The 26005-nt window shown below is 72.9% G+C and carries 23 protein-coding genes; 7 read left to right on the top strand and 16 right to left on the bottom strand.

The features are described 5' to 3' along the window. The 14 genes from FMM08_RS17945 to FMM08_RS18010 all read right to left on the bottom strand — a co-directional run. The coding region (locus FMM08_RS17945) for a 2-oxo acid dehydrogenase subunit E2 (RefSeq protein WP_147927768.1) at nt 1-693 on the bottom strand (693 nt) is incomplete at its 3' end. Further along, a complete protein-coding gene (locus FMM08_RS17950) occupies nt 690-1559 on the bottom strand; it encodes a class II fructose-bisphosphate aldolase (RefSeq protein ID WP_147927769.1) in 870 nt (289 codons plus the stop codon). The genes FMM08_RS17950 and FMM08_RS17945, both read right to left, overlap by 4 nt. Nucleotides 1560-1610: 51 nt before the next feature. After that, nucleotides 1611-3185, bottom strand: coding sequence for an FGGY family carbohydrate kinase (locus FMM08_RS17955; RefSeq protein ID WP_147927770.1), 1575 nt, complete (start codon nt 3183-3185; stop codon nt 1611-1613). Between the two features lie 42 nt (nt 3186-3227). Then, entirely contained in the window at nt 3228-4877 is a 1650-nt protein-coding gene (locus tag FMM08_RS17960; protein ID WP_222710919.1) for a glycerol-3-phosphate dehydrogenase/oxidase, read from the bottom strand. An 18-nt stretch (nt 4878-4895) separates the two neighbouring features. Beyond that, nucleotides 4896-5138, bottom strand: coding sequence for a lipoyl domain-containing protein (locus tag FMM08_RS17965; protein ID WP_147927771.1), 243 nt, complete (start codon nt 5136-5138; stop codon nt 4896-4898). 50 nt (nt 5139-5188) lie between these two features. Next, complete coding sequence (locus FMM08_RS17970; RefSeq protein ID WP_147927916.1) at nt 5189-6202, bottom strand: alpha-ketoacid dehydrogenase subunit beta; 1014 nt, start codon at nt 6200-6202, stop codon at nt 5189-5191. A 17-nt stretch (nt 6203-6219) separates the two neighbouring features. Further along, the gene (locus tag FMM08_RS17975; RefSeq protein ID WP_147927917.1) at nt 6220-7218 is read right to left on the bottom strand and encodes a thiamine pyrophosphate-dependent dehydrogenase E1 component subunit alpha; all 999 of its coding nucleotides are present in this window, start codon (nt 7216-7218) and stop codon (nt 6220-6222) included. Nucleotides 7219-7389: 171 nt separating this feature from the next. Continuing rightward, on the bottom strand, nt 7390-8388 hold the full coding sequence (locus tag FMM08_RS17980; protein ID WP_147927772.1) for a sugar-binding transcriptional regulator: 999 nt from the start codon (nt 8386-8388) through the stop codon (nt 7390-7392). Continuing rightward, nucleotides 8378-9265, bottom strand: a complete 888-nt coding sequence (locus tag FMM08_RS17985; protein WP_222710922.1) for an HAD-IIA family hydrolase — start codon at nt 9263-9265, stop codon at nt 8378-8380. Before FMM08_RS17985 ends, FMM08_RS17980 begins: the two co-directional genes overlap by 11 nt. Further along, on the bottom strand, nt 9262-10836 hold the full coding sequence (locus tag FMM08_RS17990) for a xylulokinase (RefSeq protein ID WP_222710923.1): 1575 nt from the start codon (nt 10834-10836) through the stop codon (nt 9262-9264). The genes FMM08_RS17985 and FMM08_RS17990 overlap by 4 nt, the downstream gene beginning before the upstream one ends. After that, entirely contained in the window at nt 10833-12344 is a 1512-nt protein-coding gene (locus tag FMM08_RS23455) for an iron-containing alcohol dehydrogenase (protein ID WP_147927774.1), read from the bottom strand. The genes FMM08_RS17990 and FMM08_RS23455 overlap by 4 nt, the downstream gene beginning before the upstream one ends. A gap of 2 nt (nt 12345-12346) precedes the next feature. Further along, nucleotides 12347-13366: an ABC transporter permease gene (locus FMM08_RS18000; protein ID WP_147927775.1), complete on the bottom strand. Its 1020-nt coding sequence runs from the start codon at nt 13364-13366 to the stop codon at nt 12347-12349. Then, entirely contained in the window at nt 13363-14988 is a 1626-nt protein-coding gene (locus FMM08_RS18005) for a sugar ABC transporter ATP-binding protein (protein ID WP_147927776.1), read from the bottom strand. Before FMM08_RS18005 ends, FMM08_RS18000 begins: the two co-directional genes overlap by 4 nt. 31 nt (nt 14989-15019) lie before the next feature. Further along, the gene (locus FMM08_RS18010) at nt 15020-16033 is read right to left on the bottom strand and encodes a substrate-binding domain-containing protein (protein WP_222710924.1); all 1014 of its coding nucleotides are present in this window, start codon (nt 16031-16033) and stop codon (nt 15020-15022) included. A gap of 166 nt (nt 16034-16199) precedes the next feature. Between FMM08_RS18010 and FMM08_RS18015 the strand changes: the two genes are divergently transcribed. The 7 genes from FMM08_RS18015 to FMM08_RS18045 all read left to right on the top strand — a co-directional run bounded on the left by FMM08_RS18015 (nt 16200) and on the right by FMM08_RS18045 (nt 24981). Next, a complete protein-coding gene (locus FMM08_RS18015; RefSeq protein ID WP_187279836.1) occupies nt 16200-17159 on the top strand; it encodes a sugar-binding transcriptional regulator in 960 nt (319 codons plus the stop codon). A gap of 244 nt (nt 17160-17403) precedes the next feature. After that, a complete protein-coding gene (locus FMM08_RS18020; protein ID WP_147927778.1) occupies nt 17404-18537 on the top strand; it encodes a sugar ABC transporter substrate-binding protein in 1134 nt (377 codons plus the stop codon). A 13-nt stretch (nt 18538-18550) separates the two neighbouring features. Next, a complete protein-coding gene (locus FMM08_RS18025) occupies nt 18551-19582 on the top strand; it encodes an ABC transporter permease (protein ID WP_222710925.1) in 1032 nt (343 codons plus the stop codon). Continuing rightward, nucleotides 19582-21171, top strand: a complete 1590-nt coding sequence (locus tag FMM08_RS18030; protein WP_147927779.1) for a sugar ABC transporter ATP-binding protein — start codon at nt 19582-19584, stop codon at nt 21169-21171. The genes FMM08_RS18025 and FMM08_RS18030 overlap by 1 nt, the downstream gene beginning before the upstream one ends. 2 nt (nt 21172-21173) lie before the next feature. Next, nucleotides 21174-22193: an ABC transporter permease gene (locus FMM08_RS18035; protein ID WP_187279837.1), complete on the top strand. Its 1020-nt coding sequence runs from the start codon at nt 21174-21176 to the stop codon at nt 22191-22193. Nucleotides 22194-22252: 59 nt separating this feature from the next. Then, nucleotides 22253-23737: a beta-Ala-His dipeptidase gene (pepD, locus tag FMM08_RS18040; RefSeq protein ID WP_147927781.1), complete on the top strand. Its 1485-nt coding sequence runs from the start codon at nt 22253-22255 to the stop codon at nt 23735-23737. Between the two features lie 2 nt (nt 23738-23739). Further along, nucleotides 23740-24981 carry an epoxide hydrolase family protein gene (locus FMM08_RS18045; RefSeq protein ID WP_187279838.1) on the top strand — a complete coding sequence of 414 codons (1242 nt, stop codon included), beginning with the start codon at nt 23740-23742 and terminating at the stop codon, nt 24979-24981. Nucleotide 24982: 1 nt separating this feature from the next. On the opposite strand, the gene FMM08_RS18050 is transcribed toward FMM08_RS18045, so the two are convergent. Together FMM08_RS18050 and nrdR are read right to left on the bottom strand one after the other, a co-directional pair. After that, entirely contained in the window at nt 24983-25486 is a 504-nt protein-coding gene (locus FMM08_RS18050) for a DsbA family protein (RefSeq protein ID WP_147927783.1), read from the bottom strand. After that, nucleotides 25483-25968, bottom strand: coding sequence for a transcriptional regulator NrdR (nrdR, locus tag FMM08_RS18055; RefSeq protein ID WP_147927784.1), 486 nt, complete (start codon nt 25966-25968; stop codon nt 25483-25485). The genes FMM08_RS18050 and nrdR overlap by 4 nt, the downstream gene beginning before the upstream one ends. Nucleotides 25969-26005 lie beyond the last annotated feature (37 nt).

Genomic DNA, 26005 nt, shown 5'->3' on the forward strand with positions numbered 1-26005 from the left:
TGACACCCCACCGGCCTCCAGCCTCCGCTTGAGGTCGGAGAGGAACTGCGCGCCGGTGGCGCCGTCGATGGCGCGGTGGTCGCAGGTCAGGGTCAGGTCGGCCAGGGGGCGCCACTGCGGGTCGCCGTCGTTCCAGACCTGCCGGTGGCTGGTGCTGCCCACGGCGAGGATCGCGACCTGCGGCACGTTGAGGATCGCGTCGAACCTGTCGATGCCGAGCATCCCCAGGTTCGAGACGGTGAAGGTGCCACCGGTGACGTCGGCCATGGCGAGCTTGCCCTCGCGGGCCTTGCCGACGACTCCCCTGCGGCCGGCGGCGATGCCCTCGAGGTCGAGGTCCTGCGCGCCGTGGATGACGGGGACGACCAGTCCGGCGTCGGTGGCGACGGCCAGGCCCAGGTTGACGGCGTCGAAGGTCGTCACCGCCTCGGCGCCGTCGACCACGCCGAAGTGCGCGTTCATCCCCGGGTGGGCCTTCAGCGCTCCGGCGCACGCGGCGAGGAGCACGTCGGTGACGGTGGTGCCCTTCGGGCGGCGGCTGCCGTCCAGGGCGGCGGTCATGTCGGCGCTGACGCCGAGGTGGAAGACGGGCGCCTCCCACGCGGCGACCATGCGCTTGGCTGCGGTGCGCCGGATGCCCTTGAGCTTGGTGGTCTGCTGGCCCTCCAGCACCTCCGTCGCCTGCGCGGTCATCGGGCGCTCCCGGCGGTGGCGGAGGACGCGCGGCCGGCGACGCCGTACTCGCGCATCTTCTCGACGGTCGCGTCGATCATCCGCGCGCGGCCCTCGCCGAGGGCCTCCTCGAGCTGGCGGTCGCCCTGGGCGAAGACCGACTCCAGCCCGGCGCGGAAGGCGTGGCGCAGGTCGGTGTCGGCGTTGAACTTGTGCACGCCGGCCTTGATGGCGCCCTGCACGTCGTCGGGGGCCACACCGGACATGCCGTGCAGCACGAGCGGCAGGCCGGTGGCCTCGCGGATCTGCTCCACGCGCTGCAGGTCGAGCGGCTGCGGCGGCAGGTCGGGCACCACGCCGTGGACGATGCCGGCGGACACGGCCAGCCAGTCGACGCCGGTCTCCTCGACGAAGCGCTGCGCCTCGTCGACCTTGGTGTAGTACGCCGACCAGTCGACGTCCTCGCCGGCGTCGGGGATGGTGCCGAGCTCGGCCTCGACGGGGATGCCGAAGGAGTGGGCGACCTGCACGACCTGCTTGGTGGTGCGGATGTTCTCGTCCAGCGGCAGGTGGGCGCCGTCGTACATGATCGAGGTGAAGCCCAGCTTGATGGCCTCGAACACCTCGTCCCAGGGGCCGTGGTCGAGGTGGATGACCACCTCGGCGTCGGACTCCTCGGCGGCGCGGCGGGTCAGCTCGTAGGCGGCCTTGAGGCCCATGTGCGGCACGATCGCGCGACCGACCTGCAGGAACACGGGCGCCTCGGCGATCTCGGCGGCGCGCACGAGGGCCTGGGCGGTCTCGTCGGAGTGCATGTTGAACGCCCCGACGGCGTAGCCGCCGGCCTGCGCGTCCTGGACCAGCTTGCGGGGGTCTGCCTGGTGCATCGGTGCTCCTGGTCGGTGGGTGGGTCGAAGAAGAGGGAGGGGTGGGGAGGGTCAGGCGGGGGTGCGGGAGGCGCGGCGGGCAGCCGCGTCGACGACGCCGGCCACGGCGTCGTCCCAGCCGGCGCAGAGCTCCTCGCGGCGCTCGGCGCTCATCTGCGGCTCGAAGGTGGTCTCGACGGCCCAGCTGGCCTCGACGTCGTCGGGGGTCTTCCACCAGCCGACGCCGGCGCCGGCGAGGTAGGCGACCCCGAGGGCGGTCCGCTCGAGCTCGTCGGGGCGGACCACGGGGATGCCGATGACGTCGGCCTGGAACTGGCAGAGCAGGTCGTTGCCGGCGGCCCCGCCGTCGACACGCAGCTCTGGCAGGTCGATGCCGGCCTTCCGGTAGCCCTCGACGACGTCGCGGGTCTGGTACGCCATCGACTCGACGCCGGCGCGCACGAGGTGCTCCGGGCGGGTCTCGAGCGTCAGGCCGACCACGGCGCCGCGGGCGCCGTGCTCCCAGTGGGGGGCGCACAGGCCGGTGAAGCCGGGCACGAGGTAGATGCCGTGGTCGTCGCCGGCGGCACGGGCGACGGCCTCGATGTCGTCGCCGGCACGCAGCACCTGCAGGTCGTCGCGCAGCCACTGCAGGGTCTGGCCGCTGTGGAAGACGACGCCCTCGGACTCGTAGGTGGTCTGCCCGCCCACGGTCCACGCCGCGGAGGAGGTCATGCCCTCCACGGCCAGCACGTCCCCACCGCTGTTGACGGTGAGCACGCTGGCGGTGCCGTAGGTGTTCTTGGCGCTGCCGGGGGTGAAGCAGGCCTGGCCGAACATGCCCGCCTGCTGGTCGGCGAGGACGGCCGTGACGGGGATGGTGTGTCGAGCAGAGGCGGGCGTCGACCTCAACGACGGGTCGCCGACGAGGCCGCCGAGCACGCCCGGCTCCACCTCGCCGAAACCGGCGTCGGAGGCGACGGCGGCCGGGAGCAGCTCGCGCGGGATGCCGTAGGCGTCGAGCAGGTGAACGTCCCACTCGAGGTCGCGCAGGTTGAACAGGCCCGTGCGGCTGGCCTCGCCGTGGTCGGTGAGGTGGGAGCGGCCGCCGGTGAGGTTCCACAGCAGCCACGTGTCGACGGTGCCGACGGCCAGCTCTCCGGCCTCGGCGCGCTCCCGCACGCCCGGCACCTCCTCCAGCAGCCAGGCGATCTTCGCCGCGGAGAAGAAGGAGTCGACCGGGACGCCGGTGCGCGCCCGCGACTCCGCGTCCAGCCCGGCCGCGCGCCACCGGGCGACGACGTCGTCGGTCTGGTGGCTCATCCACATGATCCCGTCGTGCACCGGGGTGCCGGTGGCGCGGTCCCACATGAAGACGCTCTCGCGGTGGGTGGTGATGCCCACGGCGGCGACGTCGGAGGGGTGGGCGCCCACCTGGGCCATCGCGCGGCCGATGGCCGAGCGCTGCGCCGCCCACAGGGCGGCCGGGTCGAGCTCGACCCAGCCGCGCCGGGGGCGCTTGGGCACCACGGGGCTGCGCGCCTCGGCGGCGATGCGCCCGGCGGGGTCCACCAGCACCGCACGGGCGCTGGTGGATCCCTCGTCGAGGGCCATCACGTAGGGCCCGCTGGCCGTCGGTGAGGACACGGTCACGACTCCTTCGTCGCTGGTCTGCTGCGCCGAGGGGCGTCAGGCGGGGATGGCGAGGTGGTCGAGCCAGGTGCGGTAGTCCTCGACCTCCTCCTTGCGGCGCTGCTCGTCCCAGCCGAGCCGGTCCCCGAGCAGGACCGCGATGCGGTCCAGCGAGGGCAGGGCGTGGTCGGGCTCGAAGGCGAGCAGCGTCCGCCGGGCCATGACGTCGGCCAGGCCGCGGGCGAACTCGTGGCGCACCGCGAACACGAGCTCGGCGCCGATGGCGCCGCTGGGGGCGTCGACGACGGCGAGCAGCTCGGCGTCGTCACCGGCCGACGCCACGACGTCGAGCGCGCGGCGCCCGTACACGGCGAGCAGCCGGTCGACGCTCCTCGCGCCCAGGCCGGCGCCGCGCAGCGCGGCGCGGACCGCGCCCTCGTCGGTGGTGGCGCCGGGGAACGGCAGCTTGCGCGTCACGCACGGGACGGACGGGCGTCCGAGGCGGCGCAGGACGTCGTCGACGGCGTCCTCGGCGAGCTGGCGGTAGGTGGTGAGCTTGCCGCCCACCACGGTGATGAGGCCCTGGAGGCCGTCGCCGTGGTCGTGCAGCACGTGGCTGCGCGGCACCTTCGACTCCGACACCCCCGGCGCGTACGGCAGGGGCCGCACGCCGGAGTAGGTGTAGAGCACGTCGTCGACGGTGAGGCCGGCCTCGGGGACGAGAGAGTTGACCTCGTCGAGGATGTACTGCATCTCGTCGGCGTCGCAGCGCGCCGAGCCCGGCTCCTCGTCGAAGCGGATGTCGGTGGTGCCGAGCAGGTACCTGCCCATCCACGGGATGACCAGCACGAGGCGGCCGTCCTTGCGGGACTCGTAGTAGACGACGTCGGTGGGGGCGCCGGGGAACGGGTCGACCACGAGGTGGCTGCCCTTGGTGCCGCCGTTGAGGCGCGGCTGGCCCTCCCACACACCGGCCTGCTGCGCGAACACCCTGTCGATCCAGGGGCCCGCCACGTTGAGGACGACCGGTGCGAGCACCTGGCGCTGCTCGCCGGTGGCCGTGTCGCGGAAGGTGACGCCCCGCACCCGGCCGTGCTCGGTGAGCACCCCGTCGACGCGGGCGCCGGTGCGGATGACCGCGCCGTCACCGGCGGCGGCCACGGCCAGCTCCACGCAGAGCCGCTCGGCGTACTCGACCTGGCCGTCGGTGAACACCGCCGCGCCGGAGAGCCCGTCGCGACCGATGCCCGTGAACCGCCGCTGGAGCTTCTCCAGCCCCAGCACCTCGTGGCTCTGCGACTTCTTGTCGAAGCTGAGCACGTCGTACAGGGCCATGCCCACCCGGATCAGCCAGCCCGGCCGCCGGTTGTGCGCGTAGAACGGCATGATCAGCCGGACCGGCTTCACCAGGTGGGGCGCGAGGCGGAACAGGGTCTCCCGCTCGCGCAGCGACTCGCGCACGAGGGCGAAGTCGTAGTGCTCCAGGTAGCGCAGCCCGCCGTGCACCAGGCGCCCGGACCAGGCGGAGACGCCGGAGCAGATGTCGTCCTGCTCCAGCAGCGCCACCCGCAGGCCGCGCAGGGCGGCGTCGCGGGCGATGCCCACCCCGTTGACCCCGGCGCCGACGACGACGAGGTCGAACGGCAGGGCCAGCGGGTCGCCCTCGACGGACGTCCCGGTCACCGGCGCGATCGACGAGCTGCTCACGTCAGTCCCCCTCCGGGCTCAGGCGGTCTCGATGACGGCGACCGGGGTGCGGACCTCGACGGTCTCGCCCTCGGGCACCAGGAGCTCGACGAGCGTCCCCGTGGCGGGGGCCTCGAGGGTCTCCTCGACCTTCTCCGCCTCCACCTCCGCCAGCGCCTCGTCCTCGGTGACGGCGTCGCCGACGGACTTCAGCCAGGTGGTGATGGTGCCCTCGGACATGCCCATGCCCCACTGGGGCAGGAGGACCTCGACGCGTGCCATGTGACTCTCTCTTCCTCTTCGAAGAACGGGGTGGTCGGTCTCAGCCCGGGTCAGCTGAGGGCGAGCTCGCGGGGGCGGGCCCCCGCGACGCGGCGCACCGCAGCGGCGATGGAGTCGCGCGCCGGGTACAGCTGCTTCTCCAGCGCGGGGCTGAAGGGGATCTGCGTGTCGGGGGTGACGACGCGGGCGATCGGCGCCTTCAGGGCGTCGAAGGCCTCCTCCGCGACGATCGCGGAGATCTCGGCGGCGGCGCCGCAGGTCTTGTGCGCCGGGTCGGCCACGACGAGCCGGCCGGTCTTCGCCACCGACTCGAGCACGGCGCGGGAGTCCAGCGGCACGAGGGTGCGGGGGTCGATGACCTCCACCGAGACGCCTTCGGCGGCCAGCGCGTCGGCGGCCTTCACGGCTTCCGGGACGGCGGTGGCGATGGCGACGACGGTGACGTCGGTGCCCTCGCGCACGGTGCGGGCGACGCCGAAGGGGATGCGGTACTCGTCCTCCTCGACCTCCTCCTTGAGGCCCCACAGCTGGCAGGCCTCGAAGGTCAGCACCGGGTCGTCGGAGTCGATGGCGGTGCGCAGCAGGCCCTTGGCGTCGGACGGGGACGCCGGGACGACGATCTTCAGGCCGGGCACGTTCATGAACATCGGGTACGGGCGGTCGCTGTGGTGGGCGCCGGTGTTGAGCCCGTAGAACATCGCCGAGCGGAACACCACCGGCATCGACGCCTGTCCGCCGAACATGTAGCGGTTCTTGGCCACCTGGTTCACGAACTGGTCCATGGCCATGTAGAGGAAGCTCGAGTAGCTCAGGTCGACGATCGGCCGCAGGCCCGTCATCGCCGCGCCCGCGGCGGCACCCACGATGACCTCCTCGGAGATCGGGGTGTTGCGGATGCGGTTGCGGCCGTACATCTGGAGGAAGTCGCCCTTGTCCTTGCGCGACTTGCCGGCACCGGTGGTGCCGTAGACGTTCGCCTCGACGTCCTCGCCGATGATGACGACGCGCTCGTCGGCGTCCATCGCCTCCTTCTGGGCGGCACCGATGGCGCCCAGGAAGCTCATGGTGGTCTTGGCCACGGTCAGACTCCGATCTCGGCGTGGGCCTGCTCGGCGGACTGCACGCCGTCGCGGGACAGGTGGGTGGGCCCGAAGGGCTCGGTGTACAGGTCGGCGAAGGCCACCGACGGGTCGGGGAACGGGCTGGTCTGGGAGAACTCGAAGGCGTCCTCGACCTCGGCGTCCACCTCGCGCTCGAGGGCGTCGAGCTCGTCGTCGGTCGCCACGCCCTCGGCCACGAGGTGCTTGCGGAACAGGACGATCGGGTCCTTCTCGAGCCAGCTGGCCTTCTCGGCGGCGTCGCGGTAGTCGACGCCGAGGCGCAGGCCCTCGGAGTGCTCGTTGAAGCGGTAGGTGACCACCTCGACCAGCGAGGGGCCCTCGCCGCGGCGGGCGCGCTCGACGGCGGCGCTGACGGCCTCGAAGACGGCGAGGACGTCCTGCCCGTCCTCGACGCGGACGCCGGGGATGCCGAACCCGGCGGCGCGCTCGGCGATGACGCCGGAGGTGACGGTGTGCGCCGGGGTGGACAGCGCGTACTGGTTGTTCTCGCAGAGGAAGACCACCGGCAGGTCCCACACGCCGGCCATGTTCATCGCCTCGTAGAGGCAGCCCTGGTTGGCGGCGCCGTCGCCGAAGAAGGCCAGGGAGACGCGGCCGTTGCCGAGCACCTTGCTCGACAGCGCGGCACCGGTGGCGATCGGGATGGAGGAGCCGACGATGCCGGACTCCCCCAGGCTGCCGACGTTGAAGTCGGCCAGGTGCAGCGACCCGCCCTTGCCGCCGCACACGCCGGTGCCCTTGCCCACCAGCTCGGCCATGAGCGGGCCCAACGGCGAGCCCTTGCCGATCGGGTGGCCGTGGCTGCGGTGGTTGCCGGTCATGTAGTCGTCGTCGCCGAGCGCCATCGTGGCGCCGACCACCTGGGCCTCCTGGCCGATGCTCGTGTGCACCGTGCCGGGGATCTGCCCGCGCTTCACCATCTTGGACGCGCGCTCGTCGAAGCGGCGGATGCGCAGCATCCGTCGCTGCGCCTCGAGCGCCGTCGCTCGGTCCATGGCTGCCAGGTCCACTGGGGTTCCTCCTGGATCTGGTCTGAATGTTCATTCAGACGCTGCATGTTGATTCTAGGCATGGGCGCACTCGCCCCACAAGGCCTTGCGGGCCCGACCTGGTGGCCGTGTCACGACCCCTCAGGTGAGCAGGTGCTCCGCGGTCGCCGCGTCGGTGACGAGGGTGTCGACCCACCCTCCGGCCAGGCAGGCGCGCACGGCGGCGTGCTTGCTGCGCCCCCCGGCCACCACGACCCGCCGGCCGGCGCGCCGCAGCTGCTCCAGGCGCACCCCCACCACGAGGTCGTCCAGGGGCGTGGCCACGGGCCGCCCGTCGGCGTCGACGAAGCGCTGGACCAGCTGCGCCACCGCACCCGCGTCGCGCGCGGCCGCCAGCTGCTGGGCGGAGAAGGAGTTGTCGCCCTCCTGCATCGGGCCGTGGAAGTCCGCCGGCCCGACGCCCACGAAGGCGACGTCCAGAGCACCGAGCAGCCCGAGGGCCGAGGCGACGTGCGCGTTGCCCGCCGCCGCGTCCCGGAGCTCGCGGCTGCCGGCCACACCGGGCGTGCGCAGGAACACGGCCTCCGCCCCCAGCGCCTGCGCCAGGCGCAGCGTGCCGCGGGCGGCCTCGTGCTGCAGCAGCGGCGACCCGATGTCGCCGAGCAGCTCCACCACCCGGCCCACCCCGCTGCGCCGCTGGGGCGCCAGCGCGTCGGCCATCGCCTGCAGCGTCGTGCTCCACGACGTGAACCCCACGACGGCACCCGCCGGCCAGGCGTCGCTGAAGTGCACCGCGGCCGCCGCACCGAGCTCCAGCGCGACGTCACCCGCCCCGCTGGTCTCCACCACGTGCACCTCGGGCACCGACCAGCGCTCCTCGACGGCGTCCTCGACCTCGGGGTGCAGACCGGGCGGCGGCACCACGACGGTCCTCACCACGCCGAGCTCCTCGGCGGCGCTCAGCAGCCGCGAGACGCGGGGCTGTGACAGCCCCAGGCGGGTGGCGATGTCGCGCTGGCGCACGCCGCGCACGTGGTACATCCGCGCCACCAGGGTGACGAGCCGCAGCTGCGCGGCGTCCGCCCTGTGCTGGGTAGGGCGTGGCCGGTCAGGGCGGGAGGGCAGCGCCTCAACGGCCACGGCCCGCTCCAGCGGTGCCCTCGGAGAGCGGTGCGGGGAGCAGCTCGTGCGCACCGCGCAGCACCCACGTGGGGCGCTGCTCGGACGGCAGGGCGGCGACGTCGGCCAGGGTGTTCTCGCCGGTGAGCACCAGCGCGGAGTCCATGCCCGCGGCCTGAGCCATGGCGATGTCGGTGGACAGCCGGTCCCCCACCATGACGCACCGCTCCAGCGGCAGGCCGAGCAGGTCGCGCACCGCCTCGAGCATCGAGGCGGCGGGCTTGCCCAGGTTCGCCTCGCAGCGGGCGCCGGTGCACGCCTCGATGGCGGCCACCACCGCCGCGGCGTCGGGCTCCCCGCGCCCGCCGGGCATGGGGCAGAACCTGTCCGGGTTGGTGGTGATCAGACGCGCGCGGCGGTGGAACCACAGGGCGTCGAAGGCCGTCTGCAGCTTCGCGTAGTCGAAGCCGCGGTCGTAGCTGGCGACGACGACGTCGGTCTCCTCCGCCGCCTCCACCAGCCTCACGCCGGAGGCTGCCAGGTAGCGGCGCAGCGGCTCCTCGCCGATGACGTAGACCCCGGCGCCCGGGGCGTTCGCCGCCAGCCAGGCCGCCGTCGTCACCAGCGGGTTGAGCACCTCCTCCACGCCAGTGGGGATGCCCAGGCGGGTGAGCTTCTCGGCGTACATCACCGGGTCGCGGGTGGGGTTGTTCGAGAGGAACACCGTCTTCGAGCCCCGCTCGCGCAGCTCCGCCACGAGCTCCGCGGCGCCGGGCAGCAGCGCGTCACCGAGGTACAGGGTGCCGTCGAGGTCGAAGACGCAGCCGTCGTACGCGTCGTCCGGTCGGCGCAGCAGGGCCTCGAGGTCCGCCGGAGGCGCGGTCGTCGTCGCGCTCACCGGGAGGCTCCGACGGTCACGCGGTCGGCGTCGGATGCGGGGCCCTCGCTGGTGGAGGGCGGCTCCAGGGCCGACTGCAGGTCGCAGAACACGTCGCGCAGCTGCGGGTAGAGCCGCTCGTAGACGCCGAAGAGGCGGTCGTAGACGGCGGCGTGCTCCTCGCCCGGGTGGTAGACCCGGCCGGTGCCGCTCATCTGCGCGGACGCCTCCGCGACGGAGCCGTGCAGCCCGAGGGCCGCCGCGGCGAGCACACCCGCACCCAGGCAGGTGCTCTCGGGCTCGCGGGCCACGTGCAGCGGTCGGCGCAGCACGTCGGCCACGATCTGGCACCACACGGCGCTCCGGGCGCCGCCGCCGGTGACGACCACGCGCTGCACCGGCTCCCCCAGCGCGGCCTCGGCGCCGTCGGTCAGCAGCCGCTGCTCCAGGGCCAGGCCCTCCAGCAGCGAGCGGTACACGTGGCTCTTCCCGTGGCGGCCGGTCAGCCCCACGATCGTGCCGCGGGCGTGGTGGTCCCAGTAGGGGGTGAGCGCGCCGGTCCAGTACGGCAGCGTCAGCAGGCCCTCGGCTCCCGGGGGCAGCTGCGCCGCAGCCGTCTCGAGCACCTGCTCGGCGGTGAGGTCGAGGCCCAGGGCGCGGGTGTCCACCCCGGCGAAGCGCTCCACGAACCAGCTGATGTTGTGGGTGCCGCCCCCGATGAAGGTCTCCAGGGCGTACGTGCCGGGCACGCCGCCCGCCATGGTGCGGAACGCGTCGGCCCACCGGTAGGTGTCGCTCGCGAAGCCGGAGATGATCCCCGAGCCGAGGTTGAGGTAGCTCTCCCCGGGCGCGGTGACGCCCAGGCCCAGCCCCGCGGCCTGCCCGTCACCGGCACCGGCCACCACCGGCAGCCCGTGCGGCAGGCCGAGGGCGTCGGCCACGGCGCCGGTGACCTCGCCCACCACCGACCCCGGCGCCGCGAGCTCGGGCAGGTGCCCCCGCGTGAGCTGGGCGGCGGCGAGCAGCTCGTCGTCGTAGTCGAAGCTGCGCAGGTCCACCACGCCGAGCGGGTCGGCGCTGGCCCACGACGTGACCCAGCGACCGGTGAGCCGGTGGGTGAGGTACGCCCCCACGTCGACGACCTTCTCCGTGCGCCGCAGCGTGGACGACTCGTGGCGCGCCAGCCACAGCAGCTTGTACCAGGCGGGCGTGGGGTTCGGCGGCTTGCCGGTGCGCTCGTGCACGTCGCGCGTGCCGAACTCGGCGACCTCGGCGGTCGCCCGCGTGTCCAGCCACAGCATCGCCGGTCGCAGCGGGCGCCCGTCGGAGGTGGTGCACGCGAAGCTCTCGCGCTGGTGGGTGATGGCGATGGCGCCCACCCGGCGCCCGTCGACGGCCTGCACCGCGCGGCGCACCGCCTCGCAGAACGTGCTCCACCAGTCCTCGGGGTTCTGCTCCCCCCAGCCCGGGTGCGGCGTGGAGGTGGCGAACGCCGCGCGCCCGACGGCGCGCGAGCGGCCGGTGGCGTCCCACACCACGGCCTTGGTGGCCGTCGTGGAGCAGTCGACGCCGATGACGAGGTCGCGGATCACAGCACGGCTCCCTGCGGCTCGAGGGCGGCCAGGCAGTGCGCCACCTCGACGGGCGTCCACCAGCCGAGCGCGTCGAGGAGGTCGACGACGACGAGGCGCTCTCGCATGAGGTGGCAGCTGGCCACCGCCCAGCGGGCGAGGTCGGCGTCCACCGACGGCACGAGGTCGGAGAAGGTGGCGGTCACGCCCGCGGCGCGCAGGCCGTCGCGCAGCTCCGCCGAGGGCCGCACCAGGGACCTCAGGACGGCGGCGTGCTCGTCCCAGCGCTCCAGCACGGCGGCCAGGCGCTGGCGGCGCACGGCCAGCTCGGCCAGCTTCAGCTCGTACCGGCGGCCGCACTCGGCGGCCAGCGCGCCGTCGGCGTCGAGGTGCCCGAAGGCGTCCCGGCATCGCTGCAGCGCGCCGTCGGGGTCGATGCCGGCACCGCTGGCGATGCGCTGCGCCGCCTGCGCGGCACCGCCCCCGGCGAGCCGGTCGAAGAGCAGCTCCCACGCGGCGGCAGCGACCACGGAGGCCACGCCCACCTGCGCGCCGTGCAGCCCGATGGGCTGCCCCTTCGCGCCGTGGTGCATGTCCAGGACGTGGGAGACGAGGTGCTCCACGCCGGACAGCACCGCGGTGCCGCCGGAGACGCCCGTGGCGATGCCGCGCACGTCGAGGGCGCGGGTGAGGGCCTCGAAGGCCTCCGGCTCGCCGCGGACCACGCCCGGCGACCAGTCGGCCAGGCCGCGTCCCACCACGGCGAGCAGGTCGACGGGCGCGCGGTGGAAGGTCTCGTCGAGACCGGTCAGCGCCGCCAGGTACCAGTCGGCGGGGGCGGTGAACATCGACAGCAGCTCGCCGTAGCCGGCGGCCGCCATCTGCGGCGGTGCGCCCGCGATGGCCTCGAGGTCACCGAGCACCACATCGGGCCAGCGCGAGGGGATGGTCTTCTTGACGCCCGAGGCCAGCACCACGGAGACGTCGTCGGTGAAGCCGTCCACCGAGGCGGCGGTCTGCACGACCACCAGGGGCGGGTTCCCGGTGCGGGAGGTGGCCACCTTGCCGATGTCGGTGATGGTGCCGCCGCCCACGGAGACGACGGCGTCGGCGCCGGCCACCGCCCGCGCAGCGGCGCTCAGCGCGGTCTCGTCGGCGTGCAGCGGGCCCACGGCGTGCTCGCCGTGCTCGTCACGCACCACGTAGCGGGTCACCGCCCCGCCGCCCGCGCTGACCGCTGCCCGCAGGGCGGCCTCGACGTCGTCCTTGAGGTCGCGGCCGGCGCGGGCGATGGCGACGTCGTCCACGAGGAGCACCAGGCGGGCGCCGGCGAGCTGCGCGCCACGGGCGGCGAGCAGGTCCGTGAGCTCGGGGACCACGTGCTGCGACGCGTCGGCGGCCACCACGAGGCGGCGCAGGCCCAGCGGGGTGAGGAGGCGCTGCGGGTCCTGGGAGGCGAGGGCCTCGCGCAGGGCGTCGACGTCGGTGGGGTCGGCCAGGTCCAGCAGGGAGGAGGTGCTGGTGCTCATGGTCAGTGACCGCCCCTCAGGCGAGCCCGGCCGCCGCGGTCGCTCATGACCGCGGCGATGATGACCACGCCGATGACGACCGGCTGCAGGTTGGGCGAGACGTTGAGCAGCGACATGCCGTTGTTGAGGGTGCCGATGATGAGCAGGCCCACGAAGGTGCCCAGCATGGTGCCGGAGCCTCCGGCCAGGCTGGCACCGCCGATGACCACCACGGCGATGACGTTGAGCAGGTCGGTCGAACCGGCGCTGGGCTGAGCGGAGTCGAGCCGGGAGGTGGTGAGCATGCCGGCGATCGCGGCGAGCACGCCGGCGATGACGTACACGCGGATCTTCAGCGAGGTGACGCGCAGCCCGGACAGGCGCGCGACCTCCTCGTTGCCGCCGATGGCGTACAGCGCGCGGCCGTCGGGCCGGTAGCGCAGCCAGAACGCCGCCCCCAGGTAGACCGCCACCATGATCAGGCCCTGGACGGGGATCTGCGTGCCGGGGACGTTCTCGGTGAGGGCGAGGAACCAGCTCGGGAAGCTGGTGATGGGGTTGCCGTCCGTGATGTAGAGCGCGAGCCCGGCGGCCGCCGACATCGTGGCGAGCGTCGCCACGAACGGCTGGACCCTGCCCTTCGTGGCCAGCAGGCCGTTGACCAGGCCGATCGCCGCGCCCAGCAGCAGCGCGCACACCAGCGCCGCGCCGAAGGGCATCCCGTGGCCCTTGAAGAGCCACGCGCTGAACATGGCGGTGATGGCCAGGACCGACCCGACGGACAGGTCGATGCCGCCGATGATGATCACCAGGGCCGCGCCCACCGCCATGATGCCGATCGCCGACACCGCGCTGACGATGTTGAGCAGGTTGCGCGAGGTGAGGAAGTACGGCGACAGGACCGACATCACGATGACGATCACCACCAGGCCCACGAGGGGGCCGGGCAGGGACCTGAACACGGCGAGCGCGCGGTCCCTGGCGCTCGGGCTGGCCGGCGCCGGGGGCGCCGCGTTCGGTCGTGCAGGAGCGGGAGCGCTCATCGGTCCTGGCCTTCCGTGGTCTTCGGGGTGGTCTTCTCGCTGGTGGAGGTGGTGAGGGAGCCGGTGGACCCCTCGGAGGCCGTGCCGAGCACGGCGAGCTCCATGACGGCCTGCGGGGTGGCCTCCTCGCGGGTCAGCACCCCGCGGCTGCGCCCGCCGCCCATGACCATGACGCGGTGGGCCAGGCCCAGGACCTCCTCCAGCTCGGAGGAGACGACGACGACGGCGACGCCCTGGGCGGCCAGGCCGCGGATGATCTCGTAGATCGCCATCTTGGCGCCGACGTCCACGCCGCGCGTGGGCTCGTCGATGATGAAGACCCGCGGCGTCTTCACCAGCCACTTGCCGAGCAGCACCTTCTGCTGGTTGCCGCCCGACATGGAGGCGACGGGCAGGTGCAGCCGGCCGCGGATGTCGAGGTCCTTGCTGAGCTTGTCGGCGGTCTCCTTGACCACCTTTTTAGACACGACGCCGCCCTTGGCCAGCGAGGCCTCCCACGGCAGCGTGATGTTCTCCGCCGCGGTCCTGTCGAGGTTCAGGCCCTGGCCCTTGCGGTCCTCGGGGACCATGACCACGCCGGCGCGGATGGCGGCGCGGGCGTCGCCGCGCCGCAGCTCCTTCCCGTCGACGACGACGGTGCCGCAGTCCGGCCTGTCGACGCCGCAGACGGCGCGGACCACCTCGGTCCGCCCGGCGCCGACGAGCCCGGCGAGGCCGAGCACCTCCCCGGCGCGCACGTCGAGGTCGACGCCCTCGAAGGCGCCGCGGCGGCCGAGGCCGCGCACGCGCAGCACCTCGCGGTCGGTGGCGGGGGCGGGGGCGGAGTGCTGGTAGGTGAACTCGCGGCCCACCATGGCGTTGACCAGCTCTCGCTGGGGCACGTCGCCGGTGTCCCAGAACGCCACGCGCTGGCCGTCGCGCAGGCACAGCACCTGGTCGGCGGTGCGCCGCACCTCCTCGAGGCGGTGGGAGATGTAGACGACGCCGGCGCCGGCGTCGCGCAGGACGCCGATCTGCTCCAGCACGCGCTCGGTCTCGCTCTCGCCGAGGGAGGCCGACGGCTCGTCGAAGATGACGTACTTGGGCCGGCGGGAGATCGCCTTGGCGATCTCGATCTCCTGCTGCACCGCGATGGGCAGGCCGCGGACCTGGCGGCGCGGGTCGAGGTCCACCCCGAGCGCCTGGAGCGCCTCACGGGCCTCGGACTCCATGCGGCCGCGGGCCAGGCGCCCGCCGGCCAGGGGCAGGCGGCCCAGGAAGATGTTCTCGGCCACCGACAGCTCCGACAGCAGCCGGATCTCCTGGTGGATGAGCGCCACGCCCTGCTCCAGGGCCGCCGCGGGGCCGGACGGGGCGTAGGGGACGCCGTCGATCGTCATCGAGCCGCCATCGGGCTTCACGACGCCGGTGATGATCGAGCTGGTGGTCGACTTCCCGGCGCCGTTCTCTCCGATGAAGCCGAGCACCGAGGCCGGGGCGACGGTGATGTCGACCCCCTTGAGCACGCGGACGCCGGCGTACTCCTTGACCAGGCCGGTGCAGACCAGCCCTGTCGAGCTGCCTGACGAGCTGCCGGCCCCGACGACCTCGAGCCGGTCCGAGGCAGCGCTGGCGGCGGTCATGGACGTCCTCGTCGTCGTCGAGGCCGCCACGTCAGCCCTGCGACTTCGCGTTCGGGCCGTAGAACGTCGTGACGTCCTCGGACGCCACGTTGTCCTTGGTGATGAGCACGGTGTCCTGGTACTGCTCCTTCGGCACCGAGTCGCCCTTGCCCTCGATGTAGGCGATGGCGTTGTCGACGGCGATCTGGCCCATCTTGTAGGGCTGCTGCGCCATGGTCGCCTGGGTCAGGCCCTGGGAGATGCCGTCGAACATCGTCGGGAAGCCGTCGATGCCCACGGAGATGAGGTCGGTGCGCCCGGCCTGCTTGGCGGCCTTGGCGGCGCCCAGGCCCATCGCGTCGGACTCGCCGAAGACGGCCTTGAGGTCAGGGTTGGCGGTGAGGATGTTCTGCGTGGCCTGGAAGGCCTGCGTCTCGTCCCAGTTGGCGGTCTGCTCGGCCACCACCTTGATGTTCGGGTTCTCCTTCAGCGCCTCCTGGCAGCCCTGGGTGCGCTGGATCTCGGCGGTGGAGCCCAGCACGCCGTGGAGGATGGCGATGTTCCCCGAACCGCCCATCTGCTGGAACATCCACTCGCACAGCTGCTTGGCGGCCTTGACCGAGTCGGTGGCGATGTAGGTGGCGAGCTCGCCGTCGCCCGACTCCGGCTTCTGGTCCACCGCGATGAGCGGGACGTCGGCCTGGTTGGCGGCCCGCACGCCGGCGCTGGCGGCCGTGGAGTCCTGCGAGATGAAGATCAGGGCGCCGACGTTCTGCGTGAGCAGGTCGTTGACCTGGCTGACCTGCTGGGTGGAGTTGTTGTTGGCGCTGGTGACCTTGAGCTCGTAGCCCTTGGCCTTGGCCTCGGCCTGCATGCCCTGCACGGCCGCCACGTAGAAGAGCGACTTCTGGTCGGCCACCGAGACGCCGATCGTCTTGGTGGCGCTGCCACCACCCTCGGCGCCGGCGGAGGCGCCGCCGCAGGCGCTGAGCGTCGCCACGGCGAGGGCGGCGAGGGGGGCGAGCACCACGAGGGCCTTGCGCTTGCGGGCACCTGATCGCACCACGGGACGTCTCCTTCGTCGTCGGGCGCCGCACCAGCGCGGCACCGTCGCCTGCGTGCCCCTCCGTCGGGGCTGCGAATGAATATTCACTTACCGGATGACGATTCACCAGGAGTCTGGGAGGGAACCCCGGCGCTGTCAAGAGCGGGGGCGCCTAGGGTTGGCCGCCGTGGACCCCAGCCAGCAGCGCCTCGTCACCAAGGTCGCGCGGCTCTACCACGTGCGCGGCCTGCGCCAGGCGGAGATCGCGGCCCGGCTGAACCTGTCGCAGTCGCGGGTCTCCCGCCTGCTCAGCCAGGCCGAGGAGGCCGGCGTGGTCCGCACCGTGGTGGTGGTCCCTCCGGGCCTGCACAGCGACCTCGAGGACGCGCTCGAGGTCGGCTACGACCTCGCCGAGGTGCACGTCGTCGACGTCGTCGCGGACGACGAGGAGGAGCTGGTCCGCGACCTGGGCCAGGCCGCCGCGGCCGTCTTCGCCGGGAGCCCGCTGCGCGGGGGCACCCTGGGGTACACCTCGTGGAGCCGCACGCTGCGGCACTGCGTCGACGCGATGGTCCCGCAGACCTCGTCCGCGGACGTGGTGGTCGAGACCCTCGGAGACCTGGGCGCCCCCACCCTCCAGCACGCCGCGGCGCAGAGCACCGAGCGGCTCGCCCAGCTCCTGGGTGCCGAGCCGCTGTACCTGCGGGCACCCGGCGTGGTCTCCGACCCGCACCTGCGCGAGGTGCTGCTGGGCCAGGACGGGCACGCGCGCACCACCCTGGCGGCGATGGACGCCATGGACGTCGTCCTGGTCGGCACCGGCCCCGCCGACGTCGCACCCCCGCTGGGCGGCGACAACTTCTTCAGCGCCGAGCAGTTCGCGCTCGCCCGCAGCCTGGGCGCCGTGGGCCAGGTCTGCCTGCACTTCCTGGACGCCGAGGGCCAGCTGCTGCAGACCCCCCTGGACGACCTGGTCATCGGCGCGACGGCCGAGCAGCTGCGCCGCACGCCCCGACGCGTGGGCGTGGCCGGCGGTGCGGGCAAGGCCCCCGCCATCCGCGCCGCCCTCGTGGGCGGATGGGTCAACGTGCTCGTGACCGACACCGAGACCGCCCAGCTCCTCGCCGCCTCAGCGCCCCGGCGGTAGCCCGCACCGGCCGCCGGGCGTCTCGATCTGAGACTCCGGCGCGGCGTCGCACGCGCGCCTCGACGCACCTCTTGACAGGTGCGTCACCGCCGCACGAGACTCCCCTGCAAGTCGATTCGCACCCTGAATGGATATGCCTCCGGCGATGGGGGCCAGGAGCGACCACCGACGCGCACTTCGACGCTGAAGCACGCCCCCTGCTCGACAACCGCTCGACAACCGCTCGATGAGGAGCTGATCCCGCATGCGCTCGACCTCCCGCTGGCGCCTCGCCGTCGCCGCCGGCCTGTCCTCCCTCGCCCTGCTCACCGCCGGCTGCGGCACCACCACGCAGGCCGCCAGCGGTGGCGGGCAGCAGACCGTGGCCAAGGACGACCTGGTGCTGGTCTTGTCGGTCATCAACACGACCAACCCCTACATGGCCTCGATGATCGAGGGCGCGAAGTCGCTGTCCAAGCAGCTCGGCGTGCCGCTCAAGGTCGTCGACTCCGGCGGCTCCTCGCAGCAGGAGATCTCCCAGATCCAGGCGATCCTCGCCGAGGGCAAGAAGGTCGCCCTGGTCTCCAACACGGTCGCCAGCGCCGACGCCGTGCCGATCATCAACTCGGTGAAGCAGGCCGGCGGCTACGGCGTCATCTGGTGGAACAAGCCCGACGACTTCACCCCCGAGCAGGTCGGCGACAACTTCGTGGCCTTCCAGCTGCACTCCGGCGTGGACGCCGGCGAGTGCACCGGCAAGAACCTCGCCGAGTCGATGGGCGGCAAGGGCAACATCGTCGTCTTCCCCGGCGTGCTCGACTCCACCATCAGCCAGCAGCGCGTGGCCGGCCTCAAGGAGGCCCTCAAGGCCTACCCCGACATCAAGATCCTCGAGGAGCGCCCGGCCAACTGGGACCAGCAGGTGGGCTTCAAGGAGGCCCAGGGCATGATCGCCAAGTACGGCGACCAGATCAACGGCGTCTGGACCGCTGACGACGCGATGATGCTCGGCGCCATCCAGGCCTTCGACAACGCCGGCACCACCTCCTCCGTGAAGTTCGCCGGCGAGGGCCTCTACCCGCCCACCATCGAGCTGATGCAGAAGCCCGGCAGCACCATCACCGCCGAGACCTTCCACCGCGGCTACATGGCCTCGGCGATCGGCCTGCTCACCGCCTACGAGGCCGCCACCGGCAAGCTCGACGTGGCGAAGATGACTCCCGAGCAGCGCCAGGGCATCTTCAAGATCGGCTGCGTGACCCCGTCGAACCTCGCCGACTACACCAAGTACGACGCCGACGTGGACGGCTGGGTCAAGGACCTCATCGCCTCCGGACCGTTCGACGCCGAGCCCGTGCCGGTCGTCGGCGCCGGCCCGGTGAAGATGCCCTCCGAGTGACCGGCTGACCACCGTGACCGACGTCCTGACGGCTCCTCGGAGCCCGGGCCGCCAGCCCCTGCCGCGCGCGGACCGCGCGCGGCAGGGCCACGGCTGGCTGCGCAGCTCCGGCGAGGTCCTCGCCCTGCTCGTCCTGCTCGTGGTGTTCACGCTGCTGAACCCCGGCACCTTCGCCACGGCCACCAACCTGCGCACAGTCCTCGACCAGGCGGCCCTGCCGCTCATCGTCGGTGTCGGCGCCACCCTGGTGATCCTCATGGGCAGCATCGACCTCTCGGTCGAGGGTGTCATGGGGGCGGCCGGCATGACGTTCGTGCTGCTGAGCGCCAACAGCCGCGGCGGGGAGTCGCACGGTGCGCTCGCCCTCGTCGCGGCGCTCGCCGTGGGCCTGGTGATCGGCCTGCTCACCGCGCTCATCCACACCCGCCTGCGGGTGCCGACCTTCATCGCTTCGCTCGGCGTCTGGTACATCGGGCTCGGCGTGGCGACGCTGCTGTACGGCACCGACGGCATTCCGAACTTCACCGACCCCTCCACCGCCAACTGGGCCAGCCGCCAGCTCCTGGGCCTGCCGCACTCCTTCTGGCTCGCGCTGGCGGTGCTGGTGCTGGGGCTGCTGGTCGGCAGGTACACCCGGCTCGGCCGCTCGGCCTACGCCCTCGGTGCCGACGAGCGCATCGCCCGCGACAACGGGGTCCGCTCCGCGCGCACGAAGATCGCGGTCTTCATGATCGCCGGTGGCTGCAGCGCCCTGGCCGGCGTCCTGGCCTCCCTCCAGCTGGGGGCCGGCTCCGTGACCCTCGGCGCCGGGACGCTGTTCCTCACCATCGCGGCGGTCGTCATCGGCGGCACCTCGCTCGGCGGGGGCCGCGGCGGCGTGGCCCGCACGGCGCTGGGCGTGCTGCTGCTCACCGTCCTCAACAACGGCCTGATCCTCTCGGGGGTCAGCCCCAGCATCCAGTCCGCCGTGTCCGGCGCCGTGCTCATCGGGGCGATCGTCGCCGCCGCGTGGCCGCACCGGAGCCGCCTGAGGGTGGTGAAGTGATGAGCGCCCCGGAGGTCGTCCGCGTGTCCGCCCCCACTCCCCCGTCGTCCCAGCCCGGCGTGTCGGTCCAGGCCGCACCGGCGCTCGCGCTCAAGGGGGTCACCAAGAGCTTCGGGCCCGTCCACGCGCTCAAGGGCGTCACCCTCAGCCTCGGCCGCGGGGAGGTGCTCGGCCTCATCGGCGAGAACGGCGCCGGCAAGTCGACCCTGCTCAAGGTGCTCTCGGGCGTCCACGAGCCCGACAGCGGCACCCTGGAGGTCAACGGGAAGCAGGTCCGCCTGCGCTCCCCCGAGGACGCCGCCCGCGCCGGCGTGGGCATCGTCCACCAGGAGCAGTCGCTGCTCACCAACCTGTCGGTGGCGGAGAACATCGCCATGACGTCGGGCTCGCGCGCCAAGGCCGCCACCCGCTTCGGCGTCTACCGGTGGGGCCAGCTCAACCGCGTGGCCAAGGAGGTGCTCGCCCGCATCGGGGTCGACATCGACCCGCGCACCACCGTGGGCGACCTGTCCTTCGTCGACCGGCAGATGGTGGAGATCGCCCGCGCGCTGCAGGTCGACACCGGCGCGCACGCCTCGCCGGTGCTCATCCTCGACGAGCCGACCTCCCTGCTGGAGCGCGACGAGACCGCCGTGCTGGAGCGTGAGATCCGCTCGCTGCGCGACATCGGGTCGGTCGTCTTCGTCTCCCACCGCCTCGACGAGGTCATGCGCATCTGCGACCGCGTGGTCGTCATGCGCCACGGCGAGGTCGTCGGAGACCGGAGGACCTCGGAGGTCACCGAGGACGAGCTGTTCCGCCTCATGGTGGGCCGCGAGTCCCGCCGGGCGCCGCACGAGCGGCGCGCCCGCGAGACCGCGGCCGCGCCCGTGCTCCAGGTGGAGGGGCTGACCCGCGGTCACGCCTTCCGCGACGTCAGCTTCTCCGTGCCCGCCGGGAGCATCACCGCCGTCGTCGGCACCAACGGCTCCGGGCGCGAGGAGGTGGTCCGGGCCGTGTTCGGCGCCGAGCCCTTCAGCACCGGGACCCTGCGGGTGGCCGGCAAGGACGTCGGCTCGTGGGGCGTCGCCTCGGCCGTGCGCGCCGGGGTGGCCTACATCCCCTCCGAGCGCCGGGTCGAGGGCATGGTCGGCGGGCTCACGGCCGCCGAGAACCTCGTGCTCACCCACCCCGGCGCGTCCCGCTCCGGGCCGCTGCTCAGGCCGAAGGCGCGGAAGAAGATCGCCGAGACCTGGTTCGAGAACCTCGACGTGCGGCCCCGCCAGCCCGAGCTGGCGCTGGAGCGGTTCTCCGGCGGCAACCAGCAGAAGGTGGTGCTGGCCAAGTGGCTGACGTCGCCAGACCTCAAGGTGCTGGTGCTCGACCACCCGCTGCGCGGGCTCGACCCGGGCGCCAGCGAGACGGTCAACGCCCAGATCCGCGCCGCGTGCGCGCGGGGCGCCGCCGTGGTGCTGCTGCCCGACACCCTCGAGGAGGCCCTGGAGCTGGGGGACGAGATCATCGTCATGCGTGACGGCGAGGTCACCGCCCGCTTCGACACCTCCGTCGAGACCCCGACCGCCCTGGACCTGCTCGAGAAGATGGTGTGACCGTGTCGACACAGGTGTCCACGTCCGCTCCCCAGCCACCCGCCGCCGCTGCCGAGGCACCCCCCGAGGTCAGGCGGGGCCTGCCGCCCGGCCTGTGGCAGACGCTCGGCCCGGCGGCCGTCTTCGTCGTCCTCTTCGGCATCACGGCCGCCCTGCAGCCGGCCATCCTGTCCGGCGTCGGGCCGATCAACCTCACCACGCAGGCCACCGCCATCCTCCTGGTGGCGCTCGGCCAGGCCGCGGTGCTGCACGTCGGCTCGATCGACCTGTCGAACGCGGCCTCGGCGGTGCTGGGCGCGATGGTGCTGGCCAAGCTGCTGGGCCCCACGGCCGTGGCCGCGCCCGTGCTGACGCTCGTGGTCATGGCGCTCATCGGTGCGGTCAACGGCCTGCTCGTGGCCTTCACGCAGGTGCCCTCCTTCGCCCTGACCCTCGGCACGCTGGGCGTGCTGCAGGCCGCATCGCTGGTGGTCTCCGACAACACCACCGTCTACGCCTCGTCCAACGGCGAGGTGGTGAGCTGGCTGTTCATCCAGGCCTTCGCCGGCCTGCCGGTGGCGTTCTGGTTCGCCGTGGTCGTGGCGGTGCTGTTCTGGCTCGTCCTGCGCCGGACGTCGCTGGGCCAGGCCCTCACCGCCGTCGGGCTCAACGAGACCGCCGCCGTCTTCTCCGGCCTGCGCACCCGCTGGCTCAAGGTGGCCGCCTTCAGCTTCTCCGGCCTCATGGCCGGTGCCGCGGGCATCTGCATCATCAGCCAGGCCGGCGCCGCCAGCTCCTTCGGCCTCGGCAGCGACCTGCTGCTCCCCGGCATCGCCGCCGCCCTCATCGGCGGCGTCGCCATCACCGGCGGCCGCACCAACCCCGTCGGCGTGGTCTTCGGCGCCCTCACGGTGGCGCTCGTGCCCATCGCCGCCACCGCCCTCGGCGTCACGCCGCAGGCCCGCAGCCTCGTCTACGGAGCCGTCGTCATCGCGGCGGTCGCCCTCACCGCCAGCCGCGCCAAGGGCGCCGTCGTCAAGTGACGACGCGCCACCTCGACCACCCTCAGCGCTGAGAACACCAGGAAGGGAAGAGAGCCACGATGACCGTGCTCGACCAGCTGGAGCCGCAGGAGGTCCTGCGCTTCTTCGAGACCCTCACCACCATCCCCCGCGGCTCCACCAACGAGGAGCGCGTCGCCGCCTGGGTGGTCGGCTTCGCCCGCGAGCGCGGCCTGGAGGCGTCCTCCGACGAGGTGCACAACGTCTTCGTGCGCAAGCCCGGCCAGCACGGCGGCGAGGACGCCGTCCCGCTGGTGCTGCACGGCCACCTCGACATGGTCTGCGAGAAGGCCGAGGGCGTGGAGATCGACTTCGTCAACGACCCGATCACCATCAAGGTGGTGGGCGACGAGATCACCGCCGACGGCACCTCCCTCGGCGCCGACAACGGCATCGGGGTCTCCTACATCCTCGCCCTGCTCGACTCCACCGAGCTGCCGCACCCGCCGCTGGAGGTGGTGCTCACCGCCATGGAGGAGAAGGGCAAGGTCGGCTCCTCGAAGTTCGACACGTCCCGCCTCACCGGCTCTCGGATGATCGACTTCAACTGGATCACCGACACCGAGATCCTCGCCGGCTGCTCCGGCGACGTGACCTTCACGGTGGACGTGCCCGGTGAGCTCGAGACCGTCCCCGCCTCGCACACGAGCGCTCTCCGCCTGCTGGTGCGCGGCCTCATGGGCGGGCACTGCGAGTTCGACATCCACCTCGAGCGCGCCAACGCCGTGCTGCTGCTGGCCCGGGCCCTGGTGGCGCTCGGTGAGGTCGCCGACGTCCGCCTCGCCTCCCCCCACGGCGGTGCGCAGAACAACGCCATCCCCGCCGACGCCGACGTGGTGCTCGCACTGCGTCCCGAGGACGAGAAGGCCGTCCGCGAGGCCGTCTCCGACCTCCAGGCCACGTTCCAGCGCGAGTACGCGACCGCCGAGCCGAAGCTGCGGCTCGAGCTCGCCGACGCCGGTGCGGTGCCCGGACAGGTCTTCTCGAAGGCCGCCGGCGAGCGCCTGGCGCGCCTGACGACGCTGGTGCCCAACGGTGTCATCAGCTGGAACCTCGACGTGCCCGGCGTGGTGGAGACCTCCAACAACCTCGGGACCATCCGCACCACGGACGACGGTGCGCGGCTGATGTCGACGATCACCTCGGCGCTGACCTCCCGCAAGCACGAGGTGCTGGACCGGGTGCGCAACCTGGCGTCGCTCGCCGGCGGCGGCGTGACCGTCCAGGAGTACGGGCTGGACGCGCCGGAGTTCCCCTACCGCCCCGACTCCCCGCTGCTGGCGACCGCGCGCGCCGCGTACACCGACGTCATCGGCTCAGAGCCCGACGTGCACGTCAGCCAGTGCAGCCTCGAGCTGGGCATGTTCAGCCGCGCCGTGCCGGGCCTGGACGTCATCTCCATCGGCACCGAGCTGCGCGACCTGCACTCCCCCAACGAAGCCGTGAAGCACACGTCGGTGGCCAAGGTGTGGCCGCTGGTCCGCGAGGTCGTGACCCGGCTCGCCGACGACAAGAAGGAGGCCTGACCGTGGGGTACGACGTGCAGCCCTTCCAGGTCCACATCCCCGACGCCGACCTCGCCGACCTGCGCGAGCGCCTCGAGCGCACCCGCTTCCCCCAGGACTTCGGCAACGACGACTGGCGCTACGGCTACAACACCTCCTACCACCGCGAGCTGGTGCGGTACTGGCTGGACGAGTACGACTGGCGCGACGTCGAGCGCCGCATGAACCAGCTGCCGCAGTTCAAGGTCGACCTCATGGGCGTGCCGCTGCACTTCGTGCACGTCAAGGGCAGGGGGAAGAACCCGTCGGTGCCGCTGCTGCTGCACCACGGCTGGCCCTGGACCTTCTGGGACGTCCGCAAGGTCATCGGTCCGCTGACCGACCCGGCAGCGCACGGGCTGGACGACTCCCTCAGCTTCGACGTCGTCCTCATCTCCCTGCCCGGGTACGGCTTCTCCTCGCCGCTGACGGACACCGGCTGGAACTGGTGGCGCACCGCCGACCTCGAGAACACCCTCATGAAGGAGGTCCTCGGGTACGAGCGGTACGCCACGGCGGGCGGTGACTGGGGCGCGCTCGTCGCCCAGCAGCACGGCCACAAGTACGAGGACGACCTCATCGGCGTCTACACGCACTTCCCCGCCCAGATGAGCCACTACCTGCCCGAGCACCCCGACGCCCCCGCGTCGGTGCAGTACGACCCGCTGCTCGGCCTGCCCGCCGCCAGCGAGTACGGCGAGGGCGAGGAGGGCTGGTTCGAGCGCGGGAAGCTGTTCGTCCAGCACGAGTCGGGCTACGGCGAGATCCAGCTCACCAAGCCGCAGACGCTGGCCGCGCTCTTCGCCGACTCCCCCGCAGGGCAGCTCGCCTGGATCACCGAGAAGCGCTACTTCTGGGGCCTGGCCGAGCGCGGCGAGGGCACCGAGCGCTTCGAGGCGGTCTGGCCCAAGGAGGACCTCGTCACCACGGCCGCGGTGTACTTCCTCACCAACACGGGCGGCACGTCCTCGCGCTACTACTGGGAGTGCCGCGGCAACCCGTGGAAGCCCTCCCACGACAGGTTCCCCGTGGTCGGCGCCCCCACCGCGGTGAGCATCTACCCCGGGGAGATCTACAAGCCGCCGCGCACCTTCACCGAGGCGTACTTCAACCTCCAGCAGTACCGCGTCCACGACGACGGCGGGCACTTCGCCCCGCTGGAGGTGCCCGACACCTACGTGCGGGACGTGCGGGACTTCTTCGGGTCGCTCGTCCAGCAGGGCTAGCTCAGCGGCGGGGCAGGCCCAGCTCGCGCCGCAGCGCGCCCTCCTCCACGCGGCCGGTGTACAGGCGGCCGTCGACGAACAGCGTCGGCGTGCCCCTGACACCGGCCGCTCCGCCGTCTGCGTAGTCGGCCTCCACCGCGGGCCGGAAGCGCTGGACGCGCTCCCCCACCACCGCGGCGGGCTCGTCGAGGCCGGCGCGCTCGGCGAGGGCCGCCAGCTGCGGGTCGGACAGGTCCGCCTGGTGGCGGAACAGCAGCTCGTGCAGGTCCCAGAACCGCCCCTGCTCGGCCGCCGCCTCCGAGGCCAGCGCCGCGGTCAGCGCGAACGGGTGCTTGGTGAACAGCGGGAAGTGCCGGAAGACCAGTCGCACGGCGCCGCCGGAGGAGTCGACCAGCGCCTTCAGCACCGGCGCGGCCGCCGCGCAGAACGGGCACTCGAAGTCGCCGTGCTCCACGACCGTGTGGGCGGCGTCGGGGTCCCCGTAGGAGTGCCGGTCCCAGCTCACCGGGAGGGCGCCTGCTCGTCGGACACCGCGTGCACCGCGTGCTCGGCGCGCAGCAGCGCGATGGCGGCCTCGAAGTCCTCCAGGGAGTCGAACGCCTGGTAGACCGACGCGTAGCGCAGGTAGGCCACCTCGTCGAGCTCGCGCAGCGGGGCGAGCACGGCCACGCCGACGTCGTGCGCGTCCACCTCGGCGCGCCCCGCGGTGCGCACCGACTCCTCCACCTGCTGCGCGAGCCGGGCCAGCTGGTCGGCGGTGACGGGACGCCCCTGGCACGCCTTGCGCACGCCGGTGATCACCTTGTCGCGGCTGAACGGCTCGGCGACGCCGGAGCGCTTGAGCACGGTCAGGCTGGCGGTCTCCGCCGTCGAGAAGCGGCGCCCGCAGCTGGGGCACTGGCGGCGCCGGCGGATCGACTGGCCGTCGTCCGAGGTCCGGGAGTCGACGACGCGCGAGTCCGCGAACTGGCAGAACGGGCAGTGCACCGCTCCACGCTAGGGGGGCCGTCACGCACGGTGCAAG

The organism is Quadrisphaera setariae (assembly GCF_008041935.1).
GTDB classification, from domain to species: domain Bacteria; phylum Actinomycetota; class Actinomycetes; order Actinomycetales; family Quadrisphaeraceae; genus Quadrisphaera; species Quadrisphaera setariae.